Below are 17,221 nucleotides of genomic sequence, written 5' to 3' on the forward strand. Positions count from 1 at the left end.
TGACCCGTGCACTTCAGCAGCACTCTGTATTCCGTGTGCTCGACCCAGGGCCGCGGTCGTTCCGGTCACCGCTCAGTGGCGAGTGTGAGGCCGACAAGCTTGGTCAGGAAACGATCGACCTGCTCCTCCAGCGGCGGCCATGGCAGATCGGGCTGATTGACCCGCATCGACACGGTCCCGTGAACCGCCGCCCTCAGGTCCAGTGAGACCGCTGCGGCGTCGTCGGTCGGGGCGAGCCCGGCGTCCATGCACCGCTGCACCGCGGCGGTGGTGCGCTCGGCCAGCTCCTGCTTGAACGACATGGCCGCCCGCTGGTTGAGCGTGCTCTCGTGCAGCACCTTGTACAGGCCGGGGTGCCGTTGGACCCACCTGCCCAGCAGCAGGACGCGGGCACGCAGCTTCCCCGCCGGATCGGCGGCACCGGTCTCCGCCTGATCGACGGCCTCCAAGAGCTCGCGATGGAACTTCTCCAGCGCGGCCAGGACGAGCGCGTCCCGGTCGGCGAAGTGAATGTACACAGAGGTCGCCGCGACGCCGACCTCCCGGGCCACCGCGCGCATGGACAAGGCCTGGTCGTCGCCGTGTTCGTCCAGCAGTCGCAGGGCGGCGCCGATGATGTCCTCGCGCAGCCGCTCGCCCTGGCCGCGCGGGTTGCGGCCCCGCCTGCCACCGGAAGGGCTGGCCGGAGCGGAGGGGGTCGTGTCCATAGCGGCCCATTGTAGGCGAACGCCTTTAGCGCTACAGTCGTAGCACTACAGTCGTTCACATAGGGAGGATTCCCCATGGTCAACCAGGTAAAGGCGCTGGACCCGGTATTCGCCGAGATGAGCGCCGCCACCGACCGCCTGCTCTGGGACGAGAGCCCGGAGCTGACCGCGCGCGAGAAGGTCCTGCTGTGCCTCACGGCCGACGTCTGCCAGCAGACCCTCGGCCTGCCCTTCCAGCAGCACGTGATGATGGCGGCGGACTACGGTTTGTCGGCCGACGACCTGCGCGAAATGCTCCGCTTCGTCGCCTACGACAGTGGCTATCCCGCCGCCCTTGCGGCGCTCGCCTGCCTGACCGACCTGGAACGGGAGCACGCCCTGCCCGCCCCCGCCGGCCAGGGCCACGAGGTGAACGCCAACGGCACGGGCAGCCCGCTCCCCGAGTCGATGCGGCAGGCCGTGGCCGCCCTTGATGCACCGTTCGGCATCTACATGGACCTCCAGTCGCGGATGCGCGCCGGCATGCGACTGCTGTCGGTCCGTGAGCGCGCGTTCATCACGATGACCGTCGACGTGCTCTTCCAGACCCTGGAGGAGAGCTTCCGCGCCCACCTGACGCGCGCCCTCGCCGCTGGCGCCACGCCGGAGGAGGCCCGTGCCGTCGTACGGTTCTCCGCGCAGTTCGGCATGACCAAGGCATGGCGCGCCATGCACGTGCTCGACGCCCTGCTCGCCGAACTCGGCGCCGCCCGGGTCTGAAGTGAGAGGTCGCGGGGAGGGCTGTACGGCGCTTGCTGACGAGGAACCTCAGTGTGAGGTCGATGCCCTCCACCTCACCAAGCCGGCCGGCGGCCATGCCGCACTGACGGTGCCGGAAAAGATGCTCTTCGACCTCATTGCTTGGCAGATCAAGAAGCGCGGTGCGTACGTCTGGGTACGGTCAATGTCGTGTCCACCCTCCTCTACGGACTGTCGCAGGCATCGGGTGAGCATCCGGCGGCGTGGTGGTTGGCCAAATCGGGAAAGCTGCTCCAGTTTCTCGCCGGATTGGCGGTCGCACTCGATCTTGTGGGTCGCGCGCGGTGGCGGAGAGCCCACAAACGGGCGACGCGACAACGCGAATTACTTCGCGAGATTCGGAAGTTTGCGAAGTACGACCATCTACCGAAACAGCTTGCCAAAACGATCCTGGGCGCGGCGATCGAGGCACCCATTGCCCCGGGTGCCATTCCGATCAATGGATTTGTCATTCCTCATATAAAGGGGTATCGGTTCTCCGAGTCTCCACCGGTGGCGGTGCCGCCGCTGCTATCGGTTGCCAACGTCGAGGAATTCGTCGCACGGACGAGCACCCGAATGAGGGTGGCATGCCCGTGTAGCGAGCAGCACGACGACCGCATATGCCCTGGTCAGGCTGCGTTCATCGAAATGGAAGCCGTACAGGAGGTCGCTCGCCGACTCGACTTGTCGGACCAGGCGAATTCTTTCCTGGCCGTGCAACACCGTAGGTACAGCACCGATGGTGGTCTGTCCGGCAGCATCATTCCTGGAATGGTTGCGGTCGGTGCGGCGGGGATTGCCGTCTCCTTCTTTTACCTGCAACTGGTCATCACGACAGTCTTGGGGTTCGCCATTTTCGTCGCCGGCAGCTCCTTTGCGATGATCCTGCAATATCGGCGGGCCCGAATCGACGCCCATTTGCGTCTGACCGTGGCCGCTGTACGGGTCCTGAGTTCATGGGGCCTGTTTCTCCTCGGGCGGCAGGCAACCGGTGATCCGGTGAAATGGGCGGCGCTGATCCTCTTCATCGCGGGGTCGATATTGGACTTCGTGTGGGGGTGAACTGCTGCACAGCGCGATGATGAATACCGGCCGATGGCGGGATGCTCGGTGAGTCTCAGCGACGACTACACAGGCTGAATTCGTAGGGTCGGTCATGTGTTCAAGGGGTATTCGATCGTCAGGCCGGTCTGGGCGAGACAGCCGTCGAGCAGGTGCGGCCGGTACTGGATCTTCTTGAGTTTGCGTTTGACGATTCGGACGAGTCCGGGCAGGTCGGCGACGACGAAGTTGGCCATGCCCCGGCGGAGCAGGGACCAGATGCCCTCGGCCGGGTTCAGTTCGGGGGCGTAGGTGGGGAACTGATAGATGCGCAGCCAGTCGGCGTTGGCCTGCGCGAACTCGGTCTTTTCCGTGGCCAGGTGGATGTTGAGATTGTCCCAGCACCACACGAGCGGGGCGCCAAGATGCAGGTGGGTGGAGATGATCAGGTCGCGGTAGTCGCTCCAGGTGAAGCTCTTCGGCTCGCCTTTGCGGCCGTGGTAGATGAGCAGCTTGTAGAACAGATGCGGGCGCTGGCCGGGCCGGAAGCAGAGCACGCCGGCCATGTTGACCCGGCCGACGCGTCTGCCCCGGACGGTCACCCTCGGGCGGGCGCCGCGTGGTGCCCAGGTTCGTCCTTTGGGTGGCCTCAGCCCCTGACCTGCCTCGTCTTCGAAGCAGAGGTAGGCGCCCAGGTCCGCCGCGGTGGCTTTACGGCCGGCCACACCTGTTCTTTCCAGGCGGTGATCGCCTCTTCGTCGCGCTCCAGCGCGCGTTGCACCGGCACCTGCACCGACCAGCCGTGCCGGTGCAGCAGCTTGCCGACCCCCTCGATGGTGTACCCGAGGTGGAAGAGCCGGCCGATCAGCGTCTTGATCCGGGCCAGCGTCCAGCGCTGGTCGTCGGCGAACCCGTGTGTTAGCGGTCCCCGGGCCAGTTCGGCTTCCAGCCGCGCCCACTGCGCGGCGGTCAGCTTCTCCCGCGAGACGGGACCTTGCGATCGCAGTGCATCGATGCCGCCCCGCTGCCAGGCCGCGCGCCAGCGGCCGACCGACCGCTCACTGACCCGTAACTCCCGCGCGATGTCCCGGGTGGACTCCCCGTCCTCGAACCGCTGGGCGGTCTGGAGCCGTAACCGCTCCCGTCGCTCCTGCTCGGCGGGGGTGTACCCGCCCCTCTGCCCGTACCTCATGACTCCGGCATCCACCACAGACAGCAGACAGTCATGACGCTACGACTCTACGAGTTCATTCTGTGTACTGTACTGGCACCGGCCGCGGCGCTAGAGGATGGCAGGTGAGTACGCGATGGTGCACAGCTCCCGACGTGACCGGATGATCGCGGCGTGTGGCGCCCAGCCAGGATCGGTGGAGGACTACCCGTTCGGCGACGAGGTGGCGGTGTTCAAAGTCGCCGGCAAGATGTTCGCGCTGGTCGTGCTGGGCTCGCTCCCCGGCAGCATCAGCCTCAAATGCGACCCGGATCTCGCGGTCGGTCTGCGTGGCCGGTATGCCGCGATCACCGCGGGCTACCACCTCAACAAGCGGCACTGGAACACGATCACGCTCGACGGCTCCGTGCCCGACGACGAACTTCTCGACCTGATCGATCACTCCTACGACCCGGTCGTGGCCCGCCTGACCAGGGCTGAACGGGACAAGCTGACACCCGACCGGTAGTCCGCCGGAACACCGACGGGCTGGCGAGCTCCTTGATCCACACCTCGGCGAGCGTGATTGCCTGGCCGGGGCCGAGAGCTTCCTCTTGCTCACGAGGGCCTACGAGGGCCTACGAGGGCTTACGAGTGCTCACGAGCTGACGGGTGCTAGTTGCGCGAACTGGCGCTCGAGCACCTTGGTTGCGCTATCGCGCCAGAGAGCAGCCATGGGCGCTGAGGCGCGATCGGGGAATATCTCCTCCTCCCCATTGTCGATCGCGTCGAAGACGGCCAGCGCCACCGATTCCGGGGACGCCTTTGGTATGTCGAAGCCGCGGACCATATCGGTGTCCACCGGGCCGGGCAGGACGGCGTGCACCCTTACCCCCTGCCCGGCCACATGAGCGCGAAGCGACTGGGTCAAGGAGAACGCGGCCGCCTTTGAGACGGAATAGGCCGGGAGTATGAACGGCAAGGCAGCGAGAGAGTTCATTGAGAGGACGTTGACGATGGCCCCGCGGGAGCGGGTCACCGCGGGCAGGAAGGCCTGGGTCACGGCGTAGGTCCCGAAGAGGTTGACGGCCAGATGGCGTTCGAGTACGGCGGGGTCGGTCAGGTCATCGGGCAGCGCGATGCCGGCGTTGTTGATCAACATGTCCAGTGGCTCGACCTGATCGGCAGCCGCTTGGATCTGCGCCGTGCTGGTGATGTCCAGGCTCAGGGGCGTCACTCGGTCGTCTGGGTGGGCCAGCGGCTGGCGGGTGCCGCCATACACCCGCCTGGCGCCTCTGGCCAGGGCTTCGGCTGCCAGCGCCTGCCCAAGGCCGCGGTTGGCCCCGGTCACGAGAACCGTCTTGTCTTTCATGGTCATGCCTGTCGCTCCTGTCATTTCGGTGTGATCGGGCGCGAACCTGCCATCGGCAGAAGCCGCCTGGCGGCACGGTCTGTTCAGGGCCGCAGTGCCAGCTTTCCCACGGTTGCCCGCGCTTCCAGTTCCGCGAGCGCTTTCGGCCCTTCGGCCAGCTCGTAGACGGTCGGCCGGCCGGGGCCGAGCACCCCGGCGGCGAGGAGGCCAGACATCTCGCCCATGACTTCGCCGAAGATCTGTGGTGCGGCCTGGATCAGGGTGCCGATGTTCAGGCCGATGAGGTGGATCTGGTGTTTGTAGACCAGTTCCCAGTTGGTGATCGCGGCTTCGCCGCCGGCCAGGCCATAGACGACGACCCGGCCGGTGACCCGCTTGGCCGCGGCCAGGCTGGCGTCGAGGGTGGCGCCGCCGACCGACTCCAGCACCAGGTCGGCGCCCGCGCCGCCGGTCAGTCGCAGGACCTCGGCGGCGATGTCGGTGTCGCGGGAGTCGATGACGTGGTCGGCGCCTTGCGCCTGTACCACCTCGTGCTTGCCTGGCGAGGCCGTGGCGATCACCGTCGCGCCGTAGTGTTTGGCCATCTTCACCGCGGCCTGGCCGGTTCCGCCGGCCGCGGCGTGGATGAGCACGGTCTGCCCGGCGGCGATCTGGCCCAGCGGCTTGAGCGCCGCCAGCGCGGTCGGCCAGTTCACGACCAGGCCGAGCGCCTGCTCATCGGCCCAGCCCGCCGGCACGGGCACCGCGCCGGCCGCGGGCAGCACCATGTACTCGGCGAAGGCGCCGCCTGTGACGTCGCCGCCGATGATGTGGGCGCCGGGCTCCAGGCCGGTAACCCCCTCGCCGACGGCGGTGACCTCACCGGCGCCGTCGATGCCCGCCAGGTACGGCGGCCGCGGGCCGCCCGCGAACGTGCCGCGGGCCTGCGAGATGTCGACGAAGTTGACGCCGGCGGCGGTGACCCGGATCAGGACCTCGCCCGGGCCCGGGCTCGGTACCGGCGCGTCGGTGATCAGGCGCAGGTCCTGCGGGCCGTTCAGTGACGTCTGCTCCAGGGCGCGCATGGTCGCGGGAATGCTCATGACGATCGACTTCCTTTTTGTTTATCGAACAGCAAATAAATCGTGGCACGCCCGTACGACGCAGGTCAAGGTAAACTTGATCGAACGACAAACAAGTACGGAGGCACATCCCGATGGCTGCTCGCGGCAGGCCGCGCACGTTCGACCCGGACACCGCCCTGCGCCAGGCGCTGGACCTGTTCTGGGAACGGGGCTACGAGGGCACCTCGCTCAACGACCTGGCCCAGGTCATGGGAATCGCCTCGGCCAGCATCTACGCCTGCTTCGGCAGTAAGGAAGACCTGTTCCGCAAGGTCATGGCGCTCTACGGCGCGACCTCAGGCGAGCCGCCCAGGCGCGCGCTACGCGAACAACCGACCACACGCGCCGCGATCCACGCCATGCTGCGCGCCACCGCCGATGAGATCACTCGCCCCGACGCCCCGCACTACTGCATGCTCATCCTCGCCGCGCCGACCGGCGCCGTGGAAAACCACGCGGTCCGAGAATTCCTCGCCGACCGCCGGCACGACCAGTTCACCACCGTCAAAGACCGGCTCGCCCGCGGCATCACCGACGGCGACCTCACCGCACCACCCACCAGCCTCGACGCCATCGCCCGCTACTACACCACCGTGGTACAGGGCCTCTCCATACAAGCCCGCGACGGCGCCACCCGCGCCGAACTGGAAACGGTCATCGCCTGCGCGATGGCCGCCTGGGACACCCTCACGTCCGCGCCATCACAGCAGGTGATCTAGTGGAAACTCGCTCGTTCCCGTCGGCCGCGGCATTCGAGGCATGGCTCGCCGACCGCCATGCCTCCTCGTCCGGAATCTGGCTCAAGCTCGACAAGAAGGTGGCGGGCGTCCAGTCGCTGACCTATGCCGAGGCGCTTGACGTGGCACTGTGCTTCGGTTGGATCGATGGGCAAAAGGCCAAGTTCGACGATGACCACTGGCTGCAGCGCTTCACTCCGCGCAGGCCGAGGAGCAAATGGTCGAAGGTCAACCGCGACAAGGTCACCGCGCTGATCGACCAGGGTCGGATGAGGCCTGCGGGCCTGCTGGAGATCCAACGCGCGAAAGAGGACGGCCGCTGGGACGCTGCATACGACGGACCTCGGACCGCCACCGTGCCCGAAGATCTGGCGCGCGCCCTGGCTCAGAATCCCGCCGCGCAGGAATTCTTCGCGACGCTGGACAGCCGCAATCGTTACGCGGTGCTCTACCGCGTGCAGGACGCCAAGAAACCCGAGACTCGGGCACGTCGTATCGAGCAGTACGTCGCAATGCTGGCCGAGCAGAAGAAGATCTACCCCTGACGCTGCCCAGCAACGGTTGCCGGCACCACGGCGAGTTGCTGCCCAAGCGAGGGAAGCGCGGCCCTGAGAGACCGCTCTGAGGGCGAGCCGGGCCTGAGCGGGCCGCTGCACGACCGGGTGAGTCGCGCCTCCACGATCAAGGAGCTGAGCGGCTCCTGGTGGGCCGAACAGTGCAACCGGTTGTAGTCAGCGGAAAATTTTAGCTGGGAAGCTAATTGCTCGGATAGCGGCTTGAGCTGGCAAAATATAGATCACGATATATCGGTAACATCTACGTAACGCCTGCAAAGGGTTGACGAAACTTTTGGCGCACCTATAGGAAAGCGCTATCCGATCCCGCCGTGCCGGACGGCCAGGAATGAGGGACACATGCGTCTATGTCCGATTCGATCGCGGTAACCCCGGAACGGGCGCTCGCTCCCAGGCGAGCCCACGCCAAGCCGCCGGGTGCGGGGAGACGCGCCAAGCGGGTGAACGCCCACAAACGGCGAGAGGCCCGTACGGCCTACCTCTTCCTGGCACCATGGTTCCTCGGCCTGTTCGTGATCACGGTCGGCCCGATCCTGGCGTCGCTGTACCTGTCGTTCACCGACTTCAACATGCTGGAAACAGCCAAGTGGATCGGTCTCGACAACTACGCGAAGATGTTCACCGAGGACACGCGGTTCCTCACCTCGCTGAAGGTGACCACGATCTACGTGGTCGTGTCGGTGCCGCTGCAGCTCGCCTTCGCGCTCGGGCTGGCGCTGGCGCTCGACCGGGGACTGCGCGGTCTGTCGTTCTACCGGTCGATCTACTACCTGCCGTCCCTGCTCGGTGGCAGCGTGGCGATCGCCATCCTCTGGCGCAAGCTCTTCGGTAGTGACGGCCTGGTCAACGCCGTGCTGGACGTCTTCGGCATCCAGGGCGCCGGTTGGGTCTCCGACCCCGACACCGCGCTCGGGACGCTGATCCTGCTGCACGTGTGGACGTTCGGCGCACCCATGGTGATCTTCCTGGCCGGGCTGCGGCAGATCCCGCAGAGCTACTACGAGGCGGCCCAGGTGGACGGGGCCGGCAAGCTCCGTCAGTTCCGCTCGATCACGCTGCCCCTGCTGACGCCGATCATCTTCTTCAACCTCGTACTCGAAGTGATCAAGTCGTTCCAGTCCTTCACCCAGTCGTTCATCGTCAGCAGCGGCACCGGCGGACCCGTCGACTCCACCCTCTTCTACACGCTCTACCTCTACCTGAAGGGCTTCAAGAGCTACGACATGGGCTACGCGGCAGCGATGGCCTGGGTGCTGCTGCTCATCATCGCCGGACTGACCGGTGTCAACTTCCTCGCGTCGAAGTATTGGGTCTTCTATGGCGACACCAAGTAAGGCCGTCCCGCTGCTGTTCCGCCCGCTTCCGCGGGGCAGCCGGCTGCTCAAGCACCTCCTGCTGATCGGGTTCGGCCTGGTCATGCTCTATCCGCTGCTCTGGATGGTGTCCAGCTCACTCAAGCCCGAGGAGCTCATCTTCCGCGAGCCCGGCCTGTGGCCGAGCACCTTCACGCTGGAGAACTACAGCGACGGCTGGACCTCGCTCAAGCACACCTTCGGGTTCTACCTGTGGAACTCCGCGGTCATCACCGGCCTGTCGGTGGCGGCCAACCTGATCGCGTGCTCCCTGGCCGCGTACGCCTTCGCCCGGCTGAACTTCCCGCTGAAGAAGCTCTGGTTCGCCGTCATGCTCGGCTCGATCATGCTGCCGCACCACGTGACGGTCGTGCCGCAGTACATCGTGTTCTCCAAGCTCGACTGGATCAACACGATCTGGCCGCTGATCGTGCCCAAGTTCCTGGCGACGGACGCGTTCTTCATCTTCCTGATGGTGCAGTTCATCAGGACGCTGCCGAGGGAACTGGACGAGGCCGCCTCCATCGACGGCGCGGGTTACTGGCGGGTCTTCCTCCAGGTGATCCTTCCGCTCTGTACCCCGGCGCTCGCCACGACCGGCATCTTCACCTTCATCTGGACGTGGAACGACTTCTTCAGCCAGAACCTGTACCTGACGAACTCCGACAACCTCACGGTCGCCGTCGCGCTGCGCCAGTTCCTGGACTCCAGCGGTGAGTCCTCGTGGGGGCCGATGTTCGCGATGTCGATCGTGTCGCTGGGGCCGATCTTCGGATTCTTCCTGGCCGGCCAGAAATACCTGATCCGTGGCATGGCGACCACCGGACTCAAGTAACACCCCCCGCAACTCTTCACCAGGAGGTAGAGCTGTGAGTTTCAGCTCGCGCAAGAAGGTTTGGACGGTTGCCCTGCTCGCGGCCACCGTCATGATGTCGGCCGGCGCCTGCGGCGGCGGCGACAAGGCGGACAGTGGCAAGGTCGAACTCCGCTTCTCCTACTGGGGCAGCGACTCCCGGCAGAAGCTCACCGAGCAGGTGATCAAGAAGTTCGAGGAGAAGAACCCGACCATCAACGTCGAGGGTGACTTCTCCGACTTCAACAACTACTACGAGAAACTCGCCACCAAGGTGGCGGCGAACGACGCCCCCGACGTCATGAGCATCGAGATCCGCGGCCTGGGCGAGTACGCCGGGCGCGGCGCCCTGGCCGACCTGGCGGGCAAGGTGGTCACGACCGACCTCGACCAGCAGGCGCTCGCCGCCGGGAACATCGACAGCAAGCAGTACGCCATTCCCTCCGGCGTCAACGCCTTCTCCATGCTCGTCAACAAGGCGACGATCGAGAAGGCCAAGCAGAAGGTACCCGACGACAAGTCCTGGACCTGGGACGACTGGATCAACCTGGCCAAGCAGATCAGCGCGAGCGGTGGCGGCATCACGGGAGCCGAGTACAACTACAACCCCGCCTGGCTGCAGATCTTCGCGGCCCAGCGCGGCGAGAAGCTGTACGACGGTAAGAAGCTGGGCGTCTCGCCTGACACGCTGAAGGCCTGGTGGGCCATCCACCAGCAGCTCATCCAGACCAAGGGCTCGCCTGACGCGGCAAAGAGCTCCGAGCTGATCGCGGGCGGGGTCGAACAGTCGCCGTTGGGCACCAACGCCGGTGCGACGGGCATGTGGTGGAGCAACCAGCTCGGCGGCCTGACCAAGGCGTCCGGTCAGGAGCTGACCCTGCTGCGCATGCCCAAGGTGAAGGAGGCGACCACCAGCGGTATGTTCCTGCAGCCGTCGATGTTCTACACCGTCGCCGCCAAGTCCGAGCATCCGGCGGAAGCCGCCAAGTTCATCGACTTCATGGTCAATGACCCGGACGCGGCCTCGATCCTGCTGAGTGACCGTGGCCTGCCGACCAACGCCAAGGTGCTCGCGGCCGTCAAGGACAAGCTGCCGGCCGTCGACCAGAAGACGCTGGGCTTCATCGACGAGGTCAGGAGCGAGCTGAGCCCGATCGCCGCTCCGCCGAAGGGCGCCCTCCAGGTGGATGACATCCTCAAGCGCGTCACCGAGGAGGTCGTCTTCGCCAAGACGACACCGGACGCCGCCGCGCAGAAGTTCCTGACTGAGGCTAACGCCGCCCTCGCCGGCTGAGGTCGGTACGGGCAGGGCCGGGGCCGTCAGTGGCTCCGGCCCATCATTTTCGCTACTCGGGGAGAGAAGTTGAGCACCAGGTACGCCTTCGTCGGCCTTGGTCACCGCGTCCGGATGTACATCGACGCCCTGCTGGGCGACTGGCGGGACACCGGTACGATCGTCGGCCTCTGCGACACCAACCGGACTCGCATGGACTACTACGCCGAGCGCATCGGAGACGAGGTGCCCCGCTTCCATCCGGACGAGTTCGGCAAGCTGCTGGAGCTGGCCGACGCCGTCGTGGTGACCACGGTGGACGTGACCCACGCCCGCTATGTCGTCGCCGCCCTCGACGCGGGCCTCGATGTCATTGTGGAGAAGCCGCTCACCGTCGACGCCGAGGGCTGTGAGGCCATCGCCGCCGCCGCCGAGCGCAACCCGGGCAAACTGGTGGTCACCTTCAACTACCGCTACTCCCCGCGCAACTCGGCAGTGAAGAAGCTGATCAGCGAAGGCGCGATCGGCGACGTCACCTCGGTCCACTTCGACTGGGCGCTCGACACCATCCACGGCGCCGACTACTTCCGCCGCTGGCACCGTGAGCGGGCCAACTCCGGCGGCCTGCTGGTACACAAGTCCACCCACCACTTCGACCTGGTCAACTGGTGGCTCGCGGCCGCGCCCGAGCTCGTCTTCGCCCAGACCGACCTGCGCTTCTACGGCCAGGCCCTGCCCAGAGGCCCGCGCCCCGCCCGCGGCCAGGGCGCGCCCGGCCTCGGCACCGATCCGTTCATCCTGGACATCTCAGCCGATCAGCACCTCAAGCGCCTCTACCTGGACGCCGAGCACGAGGACGGCTACATCCGCGACCAGGACGTCTTCGGGCCGGGCGTGACGATCGACGACAACATGTCGGTCCTGGTCCGCTACGCCAACCGGGCCATGCTCACCTACTCCCTCACCGCGCACGCCCCGTACGAGGGCTACCGCGTCGTCTTCAACGGTACGGAGGGCCGGATCGAGCTGGAGGTGTGCGAGCGATCTTGGACGCCGCCGCACGCCGCGATCGACCCGAGCGCCGCCACCAAGCAGCACGCGGCCGGCGCCTGGGAGAAGCTCACCCTGCACCGGCACTGGCAGGAGCGCGAGGAGATCGTCATCGAGCAGGGGGAGGGTGGTCACGGCGGTGGCGACCGGCTGCTGCTCGACGACGTCTTCCGCGGCCCGAGCGAGGACCCGCTGGGCCGCCCCGCCGGGTACCGCGACGGCATCCGCAGCGTGCTGGTGGGAGCCGCGGCCACCCGCTCGGCCACCACCGGCCGCGCCGTCCGCCTGACCGACGACGGCACCCGCCTGGCCGACGCCTGACCGACGGCCCGGTCACCCGGTCGGCCCGGAAGGCCATCCATCCGCAGGCCGGCACACCACCTGCTCGGCGAGGCTCTGCCGGGCTTCCTGCTCGGCTACCCGCCCGCCGCGGTCGCGGAGATCACCGGGATACCCGAAGCCGACCTGCGGCGGGCGGCTCAGTGGATCGGCGAAGCCGGCGAGTGGATGAGCTGCTGGACGATGGGGCTCAACCAGAGCACGCACGGCACCTGGAACACCAACGCGCTGTGCAACCTGCACCTGGCCACGGGCGCGATCTGCCGCCCCGGCAGCGGGCCGTTCTCGCTGACCGGCCAGCCCAACGCGATGGGTGGGCGCGAGATGGCTACATGGGGCCCGGCCTGCCCGGGCAACGGTCGGCGCTGGTGGAGGAGGATCGCCGGTTCGTCGAGGAGTTGTGGGGGATCGCGCCCGGCACGCTTCGGACCGAGGTCGGGCAGGGCACGATCGAGATGTTCTCGCGGATGGCCGAGGGCGAGATCAAGGCGTGCTGGATCATCTGTACCAATCCGATCGCCGGCGTCGCCAACCGCAAGAGGGTGATCGCCGGTCTGGAGGCCGCCGAGTTCGTCGTCACCCAGGACGTGTTCGCGGCCACCGAGACCAACGCCTACGCCGACGTCGTCCTCCCGGCCGCCCTGTGGGCCGAGTCCGAAGGCGTGATGATCAACTCCGAGCGCAACCTCACCCTGCTCCAGCAGGCCGTGGAGCCGGTCGGGGAGGCGCTGCCGGATTGGCGGATCATCGCCAGGGTCGCCTGCGAGATGGGGTTCGAGGCCGGCTTCTCCTATGAGAGCGCGGAGGAGGTGTTCGAGGAGATCAAGCGTGCGGGCAATCCCGCGACCGGCTACGACCTGCGTGGCGTCACCTATGAGCGGCTGCGGGAGACGCCGGTGCAGTGGCCGAGCCCGCCCGGTTCCGGCGCGCGCAACCCGATCCGCTATCTCAACGACGGTCTCAGCCAGGCGCCGCTCGTACGGGAGGACGGCAGCCGTCCGCGCCTGGCCTTCGCCACCGCCGATGGTCGTGCCGTCTTCTTCCCGCGCCCGCACCTGCCCGCCGCCGAGCTGCCCGACGACGACTTCCCGTACGTACTCAACACCGGTCGGCTGGGGCACCAGTGGCACACCCTGACCAAGACCGGCAAGGTCGCCAAGCTGAACAAGCTCAACCCGGGCCCGTTCGTCGAGATCAACCCGCAGAACTCACCCAAATGCGCGACGACGGGCTGCTGACCCGCCTCGACCTGGCCTTCTCCCGTGACCAGCGCGCCAAGGTCTACGTTCAGGACCGCATGCGCGAGCACGGTGCCCAGCTCTGGGCCTGGCTGCGGGACGGGGCGCACGTATATGTGTGCGGCGACGCCGGCCGGATGGCCAAGGACGTCGACCAGACTCTGCATGACATCACGGCCCGCTATGGCGGCCTCTCTCCTGATGACGCGACCGCGTACGTCAAGCAGCTGGGCGCGAGCAAGCGTTACGTACGGGATGTGTACTGACGCCGGGCACCGAGCGTTTGCTTCAGGCGGCGCGCGAAGGGCGGTCGCGGTCGGTGTGACCCGCCGCGTCCGCCCCTCGATCCCCGGTCCGCCTTTCCCGAGTCGGCCCGGAGGCTTGTCACAGCTTGGTAGTCCCTATGAGACGGCTGGGGACGGCAGAAAGTAAGAGGGCATGAGCGGCTTGGATCAGGCGATCGTCCTCTCATTTGCCATGACTAAGATGAAAGCGCCTCGCAGTTGAGTGTCGCGACACTCCGCTCGATGCCGCAGCGGGAGACCACGGTGAGATTCGAGTGCCGCACCTCCGGGCTGCGGCGGCACACCGGGCGATGCCGGGTGACCGGTGCGGCGGCCGGCACATCAGCCCAGGTCACCGACATCGGGGTGTACGCCGACGACCGGTTATGGGGCTGAGCACTCCCAGGAGCAGGGCGGGCCGGCCCAGTGCAGGGCGATGTACGGCTCGGTCTGGCCCCAGTAGCGCACCCGTTCGCGGGTGACGCGGTAGCCGGCGCACTGCTCGGGCTCGTCCGGTGAGCGGCGCGGGACGGGGATGGCCAGGATGCCGATGTCCTGGTCGACGTGGGTGAGCAGGCCGTGGCAGGGCCCGCCGAGGCAGATGGCGTTGCAGTCATGCCGGTCGTCCGGCGCGGGCGGGTTCATGCGGGGTAGGCGTGGGTCTCGGTGGCCTTGGCCGAGGCCCAGATCTGCTGGCCCAGGGTCAGGTCGAGGTCGGCGACGGCGGCGGGGGTGATGTCGGCGAAGGCGATGATGGGGCCGTCGAGGTGTACGCGTACGTTGTCGCCGTGGCGTTCGATGCCCTCGATGCGGGCTTGCCACAGGTTGCGTGGACTGCCGTCCGGGCGGGTCCGGTAGAGGGCGACGGCGGAGGGCGGGAAGGCGACGAACGCGGGCCCGTCGAGGTGTTCGTAGGTGTGCAGCAACAGCTCACCGACCTTGACCCGCGATCCGTCGGCCACGCCGCGATACAGGTTGAGCCCGACGAGACGGGCCACGTAATCGGTACGGGGGCGGCGGGCCACCTCGGCCGGACTGCCCTGCTGGACGATGGCGCCGTTCTCGATCACGATCAGCCGGTCGGCCAGCACCATCGCGTCGAGGGGATCGTGGGTGACCAGCACGGTCGCGCCGTCGAAGTCGGCCAGGTGACGGCGCAACTGGGAGCGGACCTCCAGCCGGGTGTGGGCGTCGAGCGCGGCCAGCGGCTCATCCAGCAGCAGCAGATCGGGCTGTACGGCCAGCGCCCGCGCCAGTGCGACCCGCTGAGCCTGGCCGCCGGACAGCTGCCGTGGCTTGGCGGTGGCACGCTCGGCCAGGCCGACGCGTTCCAGCAGGGCGGCGGCGGTACGGCGGGCCTCGGCCTTGGGCACGCCGTGGCAGCGCGGCCCGAACGCGACGTTGTCCAGCGCCGTCAGGTGCGGGAAGAGCAGGTAGTCCTGGAAGACCATGCCGATCGGGCGTTCCTCGGCGGGCAGGGTGTGCAGCGGCCTGTCGCGCAGGACGATCTCCCCGTCGGACAGGCGGGTGAGCCCGGCCAGGGCGCGCAGGGCGGTGGTCTTGCCCGCGCCGTTGGGGCCGAGCAGCGCCACGACCTCGCCCGGAGCGACCTCCAGGGTGAGATCGAGGGTGAAGGCGGGCCGGGTGACCACCAGTCGGGCGTACAGGGTCATGGCGCGCTCACCCACCGATCCCGCAGGCTGGTCAGGATGATCACCGAGACGGCCAGCAGGACGAGGCTGAGCACGATGGCCGCCTCCGGCTCGGTCTCCAGCGCCAGATAGACCGCCAGCGGCATGGTGCGGGTGGTGCCGGGGAAGTTGCCCGCGAACGTGATCGTCGCGCCGAACTCGCCCAACGCCCGCGCCCAGCACAACACCGCCCCGGCCACGACACCCGGCATGACCATCGGCAGCGTCACCCGCCGGAACACGATCCACCGCGAGGCGCCCAGCGTGGCCGCGGCCTCCTCGAAACGCCGGTCGGCACCACGCAATGCCCCCTCCACGCTGATCACCAGGAAGGGCATCGCCACGAACGCCTCGGCGATGATCACCCCGGCGGTGGTGAACGGCAGCGTGATGCCGAACGTGGCCTCCAACCACTGCCCGACCAGCCCGCGCCGCCCCAGTACGAGCAGCAGCGCGACACCGCCGACCACCGGCGGCAGCACCAGTGGGACGGTGACCAGGGCCCGGACCAGCCGCCGCCCGGGAAACGACACCCGGGCCAGCAGCCAGGCGAGCGGCACTCCGAGCAGCAGGCACACGGCGGTGGCGATGGTGGCGCACACCAGCGACAGCCGCAACGCCTCCAGCACCTGCGGCTCGGCCAGCCGCTGCAGCAGCGTGGACCAGGGGGCGCGGATCAGCAGCCCGGCCAGCGGCAGTACAAGGAAGATCAAACCCACGACGGCGGGCACGATCAGCATCCACGGCAGGCGCCCGGAGACCTCGCGCCCCGCGGCCGGCCGACTGCCGGGCCCGCGTGGCGAGCTCGACAGGTCGACCTGCTCCGGCACGGAAGGGTTCATGAGCGATCAGGGAGCCTCGAAGCCGGCCTTGGTCAGCACGTCCTTGCCCTGCTGCGACAGCACCAGATCCACGAACTGCTTGGCCAGGTCGCCGGCCGGCGCCTTGGCCAGCGTGGCGATCGGATAGTCGTTGATCGCCTTGTCCGCCTCAGGGAACTCCAGCCCCTGCACCTTGCCCGCCGAGGCGATCACATCGGTCTTGTACACCAGCGCCGCGTCCACCTCACCCAACTCGACCTTGGTCAGTGTGGCCTTGACGTCCTGCTCCAGCGTCACGGGCTTGACCTTCAGCCCGGCCGCGTCCAGCGCCTTGACCGCCGCCGCCCCGCACGGCACCTGCTCGGCGCACAACGCCACCTTCACCTTGCTGTCGGCCAGGTCCGTCAACTCATCCACCTTGGCCGGATTATCCTTCGGCACGGCGATCTCCAGCTTGTTACGCACGAACGTGGTCGGCGCACTCGCCAGCGACGCGTCGGTCACCGTCTTCATCGTGGCCGGGCTCGCCGCGGCGAACACATCCGCCGGCGCCCCCTGAACGATTTGCTGAGCCAGCGTCGCGCTGGAGCCGAAGTTGAACTTCACCGTCGTACCAGGGTGCGCGGCCTCGAAGGTCTTGCCGAGCTCGGTGAACGTCCCGGTCAGCGACGCTGCCGCGAACACCGTCACCTCCTTGGCCCCGCCCGCTCCGGAAGCCGACGCCGAGCTCGAATCCGACGCCGTGGAGGAGGTGGCCGGTTGGCCGGAGCCGCAGCCGGACAGGCCCGCCAGCGCGAGCGCGACGGGCAGGGCGATCGCCCATCGGGAAAGACGCCTGAACACCAAGGAGGGCTC

21 protein-coding genes are annotated in these 17,221 nt (G+C 67.6%); 12 read left to right on the plus strand and 9 right to left on the minus strand.

Translation table 11 applies throughout. The annotated features are described in order from the left end of the window. Positions 1-65 precede the first annotated feature (65 nt). Positions 66-707 (minus strand): TetR/AcrR family transcriptional regulator, encoded by a 642-nt coding sequence (locus AB0L53_RS09590; RefSeq protein ID WP_363992461.1) that lies wholly within the window; start codon positions 705-707, stop codon positions 66-68. Between the two features lie 75 nt (positions 708-782). Between AB0L53_RS09590 and AB0L53_RS09595 the strand changes: the two genes are divergently transcribed. Together AB0L53_RS09595 and AB0L53_RS09600 are read left to right on the plus strand one after the other, a co-directional pair. Beyond that, positions 783-1,466 carry a carboxymuconolactone decarboxylase family protein gene (locus AB0L53_RS09595; RefSeq protein WP_363992463.1) on the plus strand — a complete coding sequence of 228 codons (684 nt, stop codon included), beginning with the start codon at positions 783-785 and terminating at the stop codon, positions 1,464-1,466. A gap of 189 nt (positions 1,467-1,655) precedes the next feature. After that, positions 1,656-2,549, plus strand: coding sequence for a hypothetical protein (locus AB0L53_RS09600; RefSeq protein ID WP_363992465.1), 894 nt, complete (start codon positions 1,656-1,658; stop codon positions 2,547-2,549). A gap of 92 nt (positions 2,550-2,641) precedes the next feature. On the opposite strand, the gene AB0L53_RS09605 is transcribed toward AB0L53_RS09600, so the two are convergent. Together AB0L53_RS09605 and AB0L53_RS09610 are read right to left on the minus strand one after the other, a co-directional pair. Then, on the minus strand, positions 2,642-3,253 hold the full coding sequence (locus AB0L53_RS09605) for a transposase (protein WP_363992467.1): 612 nt from the start codon (positions 3,251-3,253) through the stop codon (positions 2,642-2,644). Then, positions 3,178-3,720: a winged helix-turn-helix domain-containing protein gene (locus AB0L53_RS09610; RefSeq protein ID WP_363992469.1), complete on the minus strand. Its 543-nt coding sequence runs from the start codon at positions 3,718-3,720 to the stop codon at positions 3,178-3,180. The genes AB0L53_RS09605 and AB0L53_RS09610 overlap by 76 nt, the downstream gene beginning before the upstream one ends. 115 nt (positions 3,721-3,835) lie before the next feature. Between AB0L53_RS09610 and AB0L53_RS09615 the strand changes: the two genes are divergently transcribed. Then, positions 3,836-4,207, plus strand: coding sequence for an MmcQ/YjbR family DNA-binding protein (locus AB0L53_RS09615; protein WP_363992471.1), 372 nt, complete (start codon positions 3,836-3,838; stop codon positions 4,205-4,207). A gap of 129 nt (positions 4,208-4,336) precedes the next feature. Here the strand turns inward: AB0L53_RS09615 and AB0L53_RS09620 are convergent, their stop codons facing one another. Both AB0L53_RS09620 and AB0L53_RS09625 read right to left on the minus strand, forming a co-directional pair. After that, positions 4,337-5,056 (minus strand): SDR family NAD(P)-dependent oxidoreductase, encoded by a 720-nt coding sequence (locus tag AB0L53_RS09620; protein WP_363992473.1) that lies wholly within the window; start codon positions 5,054-5,056, stop codon positions 4,337-4,339. A 77-nt stretch (positions 5,057-5,133) separates the two neighbouring features. Beyond that, positions 5,134-6,132 (minus strand): NADPH:quinone oxidoreductase family protein, encoded by a 999-nt coding sequence (locus AB0L53_RS09625; protein WP_363992475.1) that lies wholly within the window; start codon positions 6,130-6,132, stop codon positions 5,134-5,136. A 113-nt stretch (positions 6,133-6,245) separates the two neighbouring features. Here AB0L53_RS09625 and AB0L53_RS09630 point away from each other — a divergent pair, with 113 nt between their 5' ends. From AB0L53_RS09630 to AB0L53_RS09670, 9 genes are all read left to right on the plus strand, one after another. Then, positions 6,246-6,872: a TetR/AcrR family transcriptional regulator gene (locus AB0L53_RS09630; RefSeq protein ID WP_363992476.1), complete on the plus strand. Its 627-nt coding sequence runs from the start codon at positions 6,246-6,248 to the stop codon at positions 6,870-6,872. Continuing rightward, the gene (locus AB0L53_RS09635; RefSeq protein WP_363992478.1) at positions 6,872-7,435 is read left to right on the plus strand and encodes a YdeI/OmpD-associated family protein; all 564 of its coding nucleotides are present in this window, start codon (positions 6,872-6,874) and stop codon (positions 7,433-7,435) included. Before AB0L53_RS09630 ends, AB0L53_RS09635 begins: the two co-directional genes overlap by 1 nt. Positions 7,436-7,812: 377 nt before the next feature. Next, positions 7,813-8,799 carry a sugar ABC transporter permease gene (locus tag AB0L53_RS09640; RefSeq protein WP_363992480.1) on the plus strand — a complete coding sequence of 329 codons (987 nt, stop codon included), beginning with the start codon at positions 7,813-7,815 and terminating at the stop codon, positions 8,797-8,799. Beyond that, the gene (locus AB0L53_RS09645) at positions 8,783-9,652 is read left to right on the plus strand and encodes a carbohydrate ABC transporter permease (protein ID WP_358550127.1); all 870 of its coding nucleotides are present in this window, start codon (positions 8,783-8,785) and stop codon (positions 9,650-9,652) included. Before AB0L53_RS09640 ends, AB0L53_RS09645 begins: the two co-directional genes overlap by 17 nt. Before the next feature lie 34 nt (positions 9,653-9,686). Beyond that, positions 9,687-10,964: an extracellular solute-binding protein gene (locus tag AB0L53_RS09650; protein WP_363992482.1), complete on the plus strand. Its 1,278-nt coding sequence runs from the start codon at positions 9,687-9,689 to the stop codon at positions 10,962-10,964. Positions 10,965-11,033: 69 nt separating this feature from the next. Continuing rightward, positions 11,034-12,314: a Gfo/Idh/MocA family oxidoreductase gene (locus tag AB0L53_RS09655; RefSeq protein ID WP_363992484.1), complete on the plus strand. Its 1,281-nt coding sequence runs from the start codon at positions 11,034-11,036 to the stop codon at positions 12,312-12,314. Positions 12,315-12,664: 350 nt separating this feature from the next. Next, positions 12,665-13,570, plus strand: a complete 906-nt coding sequence (locus AB0L53_RS09660) for a molybdopterin-dependent oxidoreductase (RefSeq protein WP_363992486.1) — start codon at positions 12,665-12,667, stop codon at positions 13,568-13,570. After that, positions 13,549-13,836 carry a hypothetical protein gene (locus tag AB0L53_RS09665; protein WP_363992488.1) on the plus strand — a complete coding sequence of 96 codons (288 nt, stop codon included), beginning with the start codon at positions 13,549-13,551 and terminating at the stop codon, positions 13,834-13,836. Before AB0L53_RS09660 ends, AB0L53_RS09665 begins: the two co-directional genes overlap by 22 nt. 261 nt (positions 13,837-14,097) lie before the next feature. Continuing rightward, the gene (locus AB0L53_RS09670; protein WP_363992490.1) at positions 14,098-14,250 is read left to right on the plus strand and encodes a hypothetical protein; all 153 of its coding nucleotides are present in this window, start codon (positions 14,098-14,100) and stop codon (positions 14,248-14,250) included. Here AB0L53_RS09670 and AB0L53_RS09675 read toward each other — a convergent pair. From AB0L53_RS09675 to modA, 4 genes are all read right to left on the minus strand, one after another. Continuing rightward, positions 14,239-14,499 carry a hypothetical protein gene (locus AB0L53_RS09675; RefSeq protein ID WP_363992492.1) on the minus strand — a complete coding sequence of 87 codons (261 nt, stop codon included), beginning with the start codon at positions 14,497-14,499 and terminating at the stop codon, positions 14,239-14,241. The two genes, AB0L53_RS09670 and AB0L53_RS09675, sit on opposite strands and share 12 nt — an antisense overlap. Beyond that, positions 14,496-15,527, minus strand: coding sequence for an ABC transporter ATP-binding protein (locus tag AB0L53_RS09680; protein ID WP_363992494.1), 1,032 nt, complete (start codon positions 15,525-15,527; stop codon positions 14,496-14,498). Before AB0L53_RS09680 ends, AB0L53_RS09675 begins: the two co-directional genes overlap by 4 nt. Next, positions 15,524-16,285, minus strand: a complete 762-nt coding sequence (locus AB0L53_RS09685; protein WP_363992810.1) for an ABC transporter permease — start codon at positions 16,283-16,285, stop codon at positions 15,524-15,526. The genes AB0L53_RS09680 and AB0L53_RS09685 overlap by 4 nt, the downstream gene beginning before the upstream one ends. Positions 16,286-16,393: 108 nt before the next feature. After that, complete coding sequence (modA, locus tag AB0L53_RS09690; RefSeq protein WP_363992496.1) at positions 16,394-17,209, minus strand: molybdate ABC transporter substrate-binding protein; 816 nt, start codon at positions 17,207-17,209, stop codon at positions 16,394-16,396. Positions 17,210-17,221 lie beyond the last annotated feature (12 nt).

The sequence above is a fragment of the Nonomuraea sp. NPDC052129 genome, from assembly GCF_040680095.1.
In the GTDB taxonomy this organism is placed as follows: Bacteria; Actinomycetota; Actinomycetes; order Streptosporangiales; family Streptosporangiaceae; genus Nonomuraea.